This is a genomic window from Streptomyces sp. BR123, assembly GCF_013401435.1.
Classification (GTDB): domain Bacteria; phylum Actinomycetota; class Actinomycetes; order Streptomycetales; family Streptomycetaceae; genus Streptomyces.
Map to the genome: position 1 here is coordinate 1 of NZ_JACBGN010000303.1, position 8,286 is coordinate 8,286.

An 8,286-nucleotide genomic window follows, 5' to 3' on the forward strand; every position below is an offset into this window, starting at 1 on the left:
GGTGTCGCCCTTGGCCCTGGGGACCCAGATGCGGCCGTCGTTGCGCAGGGACTCGCTCATCAGGGTGAGCTTGGACTGGTGGTCGCCGGTGCGCGGGATGCAGGTGGGGTGGATCTGGGTGAAGCAGGGGTTGGCGAAGTACGCGCCGCGGCGGTGCGCCCGCCAGACGGCGGTCGCGTTGGAGTTCATGGCGTTGGTCGAGAGGTAGAAGACGTTGCCGTAGCCGCCGGTGGCGAGGACGACGGCGTCCGCCCGGTATGTGGAGATCTCGCCGGTGACGAGGTCTCGGGCGACGATGCCGCGGGCCCGGCCCTCGACGGTGATCAGGTCGAGCATCTCGGTGCGGGCGCGCATCTCCACGTTGCCGGCGGCGATCTGCCGGGACAGTGCCTGGTAGGCGCCGAGGAGGAGTTGCTGGCCGGTCTGGCCGCGGGCGTAGAAGGTGCGGGAGACCTGGACGCCGCCGAAGGAGCGGGTGTCGAGGAGGCCGCCGTACTCGCGGGCGAAGGGGACGCCCTGGGCCACGCACTGGTCGATGATCTCGACGGATATCTGGGCGAGGCGGTGGACGTTGGACTCGCGGGCCCGGAAATCGCCTCCCTTGACGGTGTCGTAGAAGAGCCGCTGGATGGAGTCGCCGTCGTTGCGGTAGTTCTTGGCGGCGTTGATGCCTCCCTGCGCGGCGATGGAGTGGGCGCGGCGCGGGGAGTCGGAGTAGCAGAACTGGACGACGTGATAGCCCTGCTCGGCGAGGGTGGCGCCGGCGGCTCCGCCGGCCAGGCCGGTGCCGACGACGATGACGGTGTGCTTGCGGCGGTTGGCCGGGTTGACGAGCTTGGCCTCGAAGCGGCGGCGGTCCCAGCGTTCGGCGATGGGGCCCGCCGGGGCCTTGGTGTCGGCGAGGGGCTCGCCGGTGGTGTAGCGCGTGTAGTCGTTCACGGTCAGTTCACCACTCCGGTCATGACGGCGACGGGGACGGAGACGAACCCCGCGAAGAGGAGCAGGGCCAGGGCGTTGGCGAGGGTCTTCAGGGTGCGGTCGCGGCGGGCGCTGCCCGCGCCGATGGTCTGGGCGGCGCTCCAGAAGCCGTGCCGGACGTGCAGGCCGAGGGCGGCCGTCGCGGTGATGTAGACGGTGTTGCCGTACCAGGTGGAGAAGGTGGCGAGGACGTTCTCGTAGGGGTGGCCGGCCCAGGCTCGTTCGTTGACGGTGAGCGTGGTGAGGTCGAGCAGGTGCCAGACGATGAACAGGCCGAGGATGACGCCGCCCCAGCGCATGGTGCGGGTGGCGTAGCTCGCGCGGCGGCGCTTGTGGGCGTACTTGACCGGGCGGGCCTTGATGTCGCGGCGGCTGAGCTGGTAGGCGGACACGGCGTGGGCGACGACGGCGGCGAGCAGCACGATGCGGGCCGCCCACAGGCCCCAGTGGCTGTGCAGGAAGGGCTCGCCCATGTGTCGGAGCCAGCGTCCGTAGGCGTTGAACTCCTCCGGGCCGAAGAAGATCTTGAGGTTGCCCATCATGTGGACGACGAGGTAGCCGAGCATGATCAGGCCGGAGGCCGCCATCACGGCCTTCTTGCCGACGGTGGATTCCCAGAGCGTGCGCGTGGTGGACGGGGGTCGGCCCGTCCGCGTTGCCAGAGCCATGGGACAAGACGGTAGGGACCGGCACCCCGAGAGGTCCAAGACATGATGGTGCTGATGTCGATAGGAATGTCCTATGCCAGCGGCTACCGTGAGGGGATGCAGTTCCAACAGCTCCTGTACTTCGTGGCCGTCGCGGAGACCCGGCACTTCACGCGGGCGGCGGAGCGGGTGCACGTGGCCCAGCCCTCGCTGTCGCAGCAGATCAAGGCACTCGAACGGGAACTGGGGGCGGAGCTGTTCAGCCGGGCGCGGGGCAACATCGCGCTGACCGACGCGGGCGAGGCGCTGTTGCCGCTAGCGCGGCGGATCCTGGCGGACGCGGACACCGCGCGGCTGGAGGTGCAGGAGCTGGCGCAGCTGCGGCGGGGGCGGGTCCGGCTGGGGGCCACGCCGAGTGTGTGCACGGGCCTGCTGCCGGATGTGCTGCGGGCCTTCCACACGGCGCATCCGGGGATCGAGCTGCTGATCGAGGAGAGCGGTTCGCTGGATCTGGTGCGGGAGCTTGCGCGCGGGGCCCTGGACCTGGCCCTGATCGCGCTGCCGCTGCCTCCGTCGGCGCCGGCGCTGGACACGGTGGAGCTGCTCACGGAGGACCTGGTGGTGGTCTCCTCGGCGCAGCTGCCGCCGCCGGGGGGCGGCGGTCCGCTGACCGTGTCGGGCCTGCGGGACGAGCCGATGGTGATGTTCCGCCATGGCTACGACCTGCGGGACCTGACGGTGGCGGCCTGCCGGGCGGAGGGGTTCGAGCCGGTGTTCACGGTGGAGGGCGGCGAGATGGACGCGGTGCTGGGCTTCGTCCGCGCGGGCCTCGGCGTCGCCGTGGTGCCCGCGATGGTCGTCGGCCATGCCGGGCCGGGGCTGCGCAGCACTCCGCTGGAGGGTGCTCCACTGCGCCGCACGATCGCGCTGGCCCACCGCACGGACGTCGCCCCGCCGCGCGCGGCCCGCGAGCTCAAGCGCAGGCTGCTGGGCGGCTGACCCGCGGGCCGGCGGCGCCGCACGGGACGACGGCGCGGCCTGGGGCGAAGGCGCCGCCCGGGGCGGGCGGCTGTCAGGCGCGGGGTATGGGCAACTCCTTGTCGAGCCCGTCGGCCAGCATGGAGAAGGCCAGGTCGGCGTCGGCGACGGCCGCAGGATGGGCCTCGTCGGCGCTCTGGCCGGCGGCGATCCGCCGCCAGTTCTCATGGCCCAGCTCGTGCCGGACCGTCACCAGGTGGGCCGCCGCCAGGCGCGCCGCGAGCGGCGGGACGGATTCCGCCTCCAGGACGGCGGCGAGCAGTTCGACCTCGCGGGCCGTGTAGTGGTTCAGCCGGGACGCGAGGCTGGCAGTGGCGTGGAGGAGCTGCTGGAAGGCCACCACTTCGGGGTGGTCGCACAGGCCGGTGATCGGATCGTGCTCGGCGAGCGCGGCCAGGAAGTGCGCGCGCACCGCGGCGACCGGGGTCTGGCCGGCGGGCCGGTCGCGCACGATGCGGGCGGCCTCGTCCTGATGGTCGGCGAACCGGTCGAGGACCAGGTCCTCCTTGCTCGGGAAGTACCGGAACAGGGTGGGCTTGGAGACCTCGGCCGCCGCGGCGACGTCCGCCACCGACACCGCGTCGAAGCCCCGCTCCAGGAAGAGCTCCAGCGCCGTCGCCGCCAGCTGGCGGCGCGTGCGGAGCTTCTTATTCTCGCGCAGACCCGTCGTGTTCTCCATGGGCACAGCCTAGCACGCCTTCATGACCAGGTCACTTTTTTAACCGGGTTGCTTTTTCTCGGTCAAGCCGCTTTCCTTGAGGCAACGACGAGGAAAGGACATCCGATGACCGACGTACTCATCGCGGGCTCCGGCCCGACGGGGCTCACGCTCGCCTGCGGCCTGGCCCGGCGCGGCCTCGGCGTGCGGATCGTGGACCAGCGCGCGGAACCGCACCGCGAATCACGCGGCAAGGGCCTGCAGCCCGGCAGCCTGGAGGTCTTCGCCGAACTGGGCGTGGCCGGGCGCATGGCCGCCGTCGGCCGGAAGGAAGTGGTGCTCCGCAAGTACTTCGACGGCGCCCACGTGCGCGACACCCCCACGCCCGGCGGCGGCCTGCTCATCGGGCAGTGGCAGGTCGAGGAGGTGCTGCGCGACCGGCTCGCCCGGCTCGGCGTGCGCGTCGAGTACGGATCCCGGCTGGCCGCGATCCGGCAGGACGCGTCCGGGGTGGACGCCGAACTGGCGGACGGCACGGTGATCCGGGCCGCGTACCTCGCCGGTTGCGACGGCGGGGGCAGCACCACGCGCAAGCTCCTCGGGATCCCCTTCGAGGGGCACACCGCGCAGGAGGAGGAAATGGTGCTGGGAGACGTGCGGGCGCCCGGGCTCAGCCGGGAGTACTGGCACCAGTGGTTCACCTCGGAGGAGGCGGGGATCCTGCTCTGCCCGATACCGGGGACGGATGTCTTCCAGCTGCAGGCCTCTCCGGAGCGGGACGCGGAGGGCGGGCAGCTGCCGCCGTCGCTGGCGGGCTTCCAGCGGCTCTTCGACCGGCACGCCCGGATGCCGGGCATCCGCCTGGCGGACCCCACGTGGCTCTCGTCCTGGCGGATCAACGTCCGCATGGCGGCCCGGATGCGCGAGGGCCGGGTCTTCCTCGCGGGCGACGCGGCCCACGTCCACCCGATAGCCGGCGGGTTCGGCATGAACACCGGCATCCAGGACGCGGCGGCCCTCTCCCGGACGCTGGCCTCCGCCCTCGGCGGGACCGCCGGTCCGGAGGTACTCGACGCCTACCAGGCGGAGCGGCTGCCGGTCGCGGCCGAGGTGCTGGCCGACACCACCCGGCGGCACGAACGGGTCGTCGAGGCGGTGCGCACTCCCGGCCGGGGGACCGAGGCCGGGATCGAGTAGCGCCACGGGCGGCCCCGGCCTTGGCCGGGGCCGGTCAGGAGGGCGTCGGGACCGCGTCGGAGAGGGACAGGGCGTGGATGCGGTCGGGGGCGCCGGGGCGGGCGTAGTACCAGCCCTGCGCGGTGTCGCAGCCGAGGGCCCGCAGCTGGGCCGCCTGGGCGCCGGTCTCCACGCCCTCGACGGTGACGGCGAGTTCGAGGCTGTGGGCCAGCGCGACGATGCCTTCCACGATCTTGACGTCGACCGGATTGGCGGGCTGCTGCTGCATCCCCTTGGTGAAGGAGCGGTCCAGCTTGAGCACGCTGACCGGCAGGCGGCGCAGGTTCGCGAGGTTCGAGTAGCCGGTGCCGAAGTCGTCGAGGGCGATGTCCACGCCCAGTTCGGCGAGGCGGTGCAGCGGTTCGAGGAGCTCGTCGTCGGCGCCGATGAGGGCGGACTCGGTGACCTCCAGGCACAGGGCGCCCGGGGCGAGGCCCGCGCTCTCCAGCACCGCGACGGTGTCCGCGACCAGTCCGGGGTGCTGCAGCTGGGTCGGCGAGAGGTTGACGTTGACGCGCAGCGGCGAGCCGCCGTGCTCGCGCTGCCAGGTGCGGGCCTGTCGGACGGACTCCTCCAGGACCCAGCGTCCGAGCGGCACGATCAGCCCCGTGCGTTCGGCGAGCGGGATGAACCGGTCCGGGCCGAGGACCCCGTACTGCGGGTGTTCCCAGCGCACCAGCGCCTCGGCTCCGCGCACGCTGCCGTCGTGCATGTGGACCAGCGGCTGGTACTCGATGAAGAACTCACCGCGTTCCAGCGCTGCGGGCAGGGCGTTGGTCAGGCCGTGCCGGGTGATGGCCCGGGCGTCGGCCTCCGCGTCGGCGAACTCGAAGCGGCTGCCGCCGGCCGCCTTCGCCCGGTACATGGTGATGTCGGCGCTGCGCAGCACCTCGGCCGGGGTGCGCTCCCCGGCCGGGCCCTCGACGATGCCGATGCTGCCGCGCACCGACAGCTCCCGGCCCTCGATGCGGATCGGCGCCGAGAGGGCGGACAGGATGCGGACGGCGAGTTCGGTCACCTTCTCCTCGGTGTCCGGGCCGGTGGTGAGTGCCACGAACTCGTCGCCGCCGAGCCGGGCGACGACCTCGCCCTGGCCGGTGACGCAGCTCTGCAGCCGGTCGGCGACCTCCACCAGCAGCCGGTCTCCCGCCGAGTGGCCGAGGCTGTCGTTGACCGCCTTGAACCCGTCGAGGTCGAGGTAGCACAGCCCGAACCGGGTGCCGCCGAGCCCGCTCAGGGCCTTCTCCAGCCGTTCGAAGAACAGGGTCCGGTTGGGCAGTCCGGTCAGCGCGTCATGGGTGGCCTCGTAGCGCAGCCGCAGGTTCAGCAGCCGACGCTCGGTGGTGTCCTCCATGAGTGCCAGCTGGTACTGCGGGGTGCCGTCGGCGTCGCGCAGCAGCGACACCGTCAGATTGGTCCACAGGACGGTTCCGTCATGCCGGTAGTACGGCTTCTCCACGTGGTAGCTCTCGCGTTCGCCGCGCACGAGCTCGCCGTACATCCGCCACACCTGCGGGGCGTCGTCGGGGTGCCCCCACTCGCTGACGTTGCGGCCGTGGACGTGCCCGCCCATCCCGCCGAACATCTGCAGCAGCGCGTCGTTCACCTCCAGGACGTTGCCGTCCAGGTCCGCGATGCCGATGCCGACGGCCGCGCCCTCGAATACCGCCCGGAAGCGCTCCTCGCTCGCGTGCAGGGCCTGCTGGGCGTCGACACGGGCGGTCAGCGCGGAGCGGGCGATGGCCTCCTGCTCCTTCAGGGTGCGCTCGCGCAGGGCCCGGGCGAAGCCCGCCGCGATCTGGTGCTGGAGCCGGGCGCACCGGGACCGGTACTCCTCGGCGCCCTCCACACCGATGCCGTCGGGGCCGCAGTAGAGCACGAGGTACGACTCGACCACGCCGAGCGTGCCGGCCAGTGCCTCCGGGTCGGTGCAGTGCACGGCGACGAGGCCGGCCCCGACCTGCTGGGCGGCGGCCGCGTCGAAGGGCCGGGCGTGCAGGGCCTCGGTGAGCGTCCGGGTGAGCGGTACCAGGTGCTGCTCGAACTCGACGCGGGTCAGCGAGGTCGCCGTGAACGGGAAGATGGCGCGGCCCCAGATCGTGGCGAAGCGCCCGATCCGGTCCTCGAGCCCGCTGCTCGGCGCGGCGGGGCCCGCCGAGGTCGTCGACGGGCCCGGTGGCGGGCCCTGGAGGGGTGCGCCCTGCGCTGTGCGCGCGTTCTTCGGGGTCGGTGTGCCGGGAGGCACCGCGGCCGGGGATCTCACGCCTTGCGTCCCACTCCGCCGAAGCCCGCGTAGGCGTAGGGGTCCTCCGGCATCTCTCCGTCCTGCGGGGCGGCGATGCCGTCGGGCTGCCAGTCCGGCATCGACACGAGCCCGGGGTCGACCAGTTCGAACCCGTCGAAGAATCGGGCGACCTGCTCGCGGCTGCGCATCACCAGCGGGCTGCGGATGTCCCGGTAGACGTCGACCATGCCGCTGGCGGTCTCCTCGGGCAGCGGCAGTCCCTCGTAGGAGGCGTGGGTGAGGACGAGCAGGCTGCCGGAGGGCAGGGCGTCGCGCAGTTCGGCAACGGCGGCGTACGGGTCGTCGGAGTCCTCCAGGAAGTGCAGGACGGCGACGAGGAGCAGGGCGACGGGGCGTTCGAGGTCGAGCAGCCGGGCGACCTCGGAGGAGCCCAGGATGTCCTGCGGCTTGCGCAGGTCGGCGGCGATGACCCCGGCGCTGTCGTCGCCGGCCAGGACGGCCTTGCTGTGCGCGACGGCCACCGGGTCGTGGTCGACGTAGACGACGCGGGCCTCCTCGCTGGCCTTCCGGGCGACCTCGTGGACGTTGCCGAAGGTGGGGATGCCGGAACCGATGTCGAGGAACTGGGTGACGCCCCGGTCCACGGCGTAGCGGACGGCGCGGCGCATGAAGGCCCGGTTCGCCTGCATGATCTTGGGCAGTCCCGGGGTGAATTCCATGGCGCGGCGGGCGGCCTGGCGGTCGACCTCGAAATTGTGCGAGCCGCCCAGGTAGTAATCGTAGATCCGGGACACGCTCGGCACCGATATGTCGATCCCTGGCGGGGCCCAGGCGGGGCGCTCCATCGCGGTCTCCAAGCCGTAGTCCGTGGCGGTTGTCCGGGGTCGGACACCTGTCCGAGCCGAATGTACTGATCATTGCCCAAGGGAGCGAGCAAAAGCGGAAATTGGTGATCCGTTCTTCATCACACACCAAAGACCTCGGCGGTCCCCGCCGCCATGATTGACCGAAACCGACAAGTCTCCTATGAGTAGTGACAGCCTCACGACCGGGCCGCACCGTTTCGTGGCTCAAACCTCTACGGTCCCCCAGCCACCCGTTCAGGCGAACCAGGGCCGAGCGCCGCGTGCGCGGGCGCGCCCGAGCCCATGATCCCCGCGTGAACAGAGCCTCTGCCAGGCACCTGCTGGTGGCCCCTGCCCTGCTGTGGGCGGCGTTGTCCGCCACCCCGGCCGTGGCCGATAGCTGCGCCTACGCGACGATCCGCACCGGCAACGGCTCGGCGACCGTGTCAGCGGTCGCGGTCGCCGGCGGCGGGGCCTCCGCCGCGATCCGGGGTGGCGCAGATCACGGCGACGGTCCGTCGGAGGACCGCCGGAAGGGCCAGGGAACCGGCCACGGCGGCAGCCACGGAAAGGGCCACGACAAGGGCCGCGGGAAGGGCCACGGGCGACACCACGGCCCGCCCCCTCCCCCGGCCTGCC

Annotated in this window: 7 protein-coding genes and 1 pseudogene; 3 read left to right on the top strand and 5 right to left on the bottom strand. The window is 72.3% G+C overall.

Going from position 1 to position 8,286, the window contains the following annotated elements; genetic code table 11:
* Together HYE82_RS30560 and HYE82_RS30565 are read right to left on the bottom strand one after the other, a co-directional pair.
* The coding region (locus HYE82_RS30560) for an FAD-binding protein (RefSeq protein ID WP_179177440.1) at positions 1–939 on the bottom strand (939 nt) is incomplete at its 3' end.
* A gap of 2 nt (positions 940–941) precedes the next feature.
* A complete protein-coding gene (locus tag HYE82_RS30565; RefSeq protein ID WP_179177441.1) occupies positions 942–1,646 on the bottom strand; it encodes a succinate dehydrogenase in 705 nt (234 codons plus the stop codon).
* A 96-nt stretch (positions 1,647–1,742) separates the two neighbouring features.
* Here HYE82_RS30565 and HYE82_RS30570 point away from each other — a divergent pair, with 96 nt between their 5' ends.
* Entirely contained in the window at positions 1,743–2,624 is an 882-nt protein-coding gene (locus HYE82_RS30570) for a LysR family transcriptional regulator (RefSeq protein WP_179177442.1), read from the top strand.
* A gap of 73 nt (positions 2,625–2,697) precedes the next feature.
* On the opposite strand, the gene HYE82_RS30575 is transcribed toward HYE82_RS30570, so the two are convergent.
* The gene (locus tag HYE82_RS30575) at positions 2,698–3,342 is read right to left on the bottom strand and encodes a TetR family transcriptional regulator (protein ID WP_179177443.1); all 645 of its coding nucleotides are present in this window, start codon (positions 3,340–3,342) and stop codon (positions 2,698–2,700) included.
* Between the two features lie 105 nt (positions 3,343–3,447).
* On the opposite strand from HYE82_RS30575, the gene HYE82_RS30580 reads away from it, so the two are divergent.
* On the top strand, positions 3,448–4,518 hold the full coding sequence (locus tag HYE82_RS30580; RefSeq protein ID WP_179177444.1) for an FAD-dependent monooxygenase: 1,071 nt from the start codon (positions 3,448–3,450) through the stop codon (positions 4,516–4,518).
* Between the two features lie 34 nt (positions 4,519–4,552).
* Here the strand turns inward: HYE82_RS30580 and HYE82_RS30585 are convergent, their stop codons facing one another.
* Positions 4,553–6,673, bottom strand: a complete 2,121-nt coding sequence (locus HYE82_RS30585; RefSeq protein ID WP_179177446.1) for an EAL domain-containing protein — start codon at positions 6,671–6,673, stop codon at positions 4,553–4,555.
* Positions 6,674–6,816: 143 nt separating this feature from the next.
* On the bottom strand, positions 6,817–7,647 hold the full coding sequence (locus HYE82_RS30590; protein ID WP_179177445.1) for an SAM-dependent methyltransferase: 831 nt from the start codon (positions 7,645–7,647) through the stop codon (positions 6,817–6,819).
* 314 nt (positions 7,648–7,961) lie between these two features.
* Here HYE82_RS30590 and HYE82_RS30595 point away from each other — a divergent pair.
* Positions 7,962–8,286 (top strand): annotated as a pseudogene (locus HYE82_RS30595) (hypothetical protein); the annotation flags it as partial.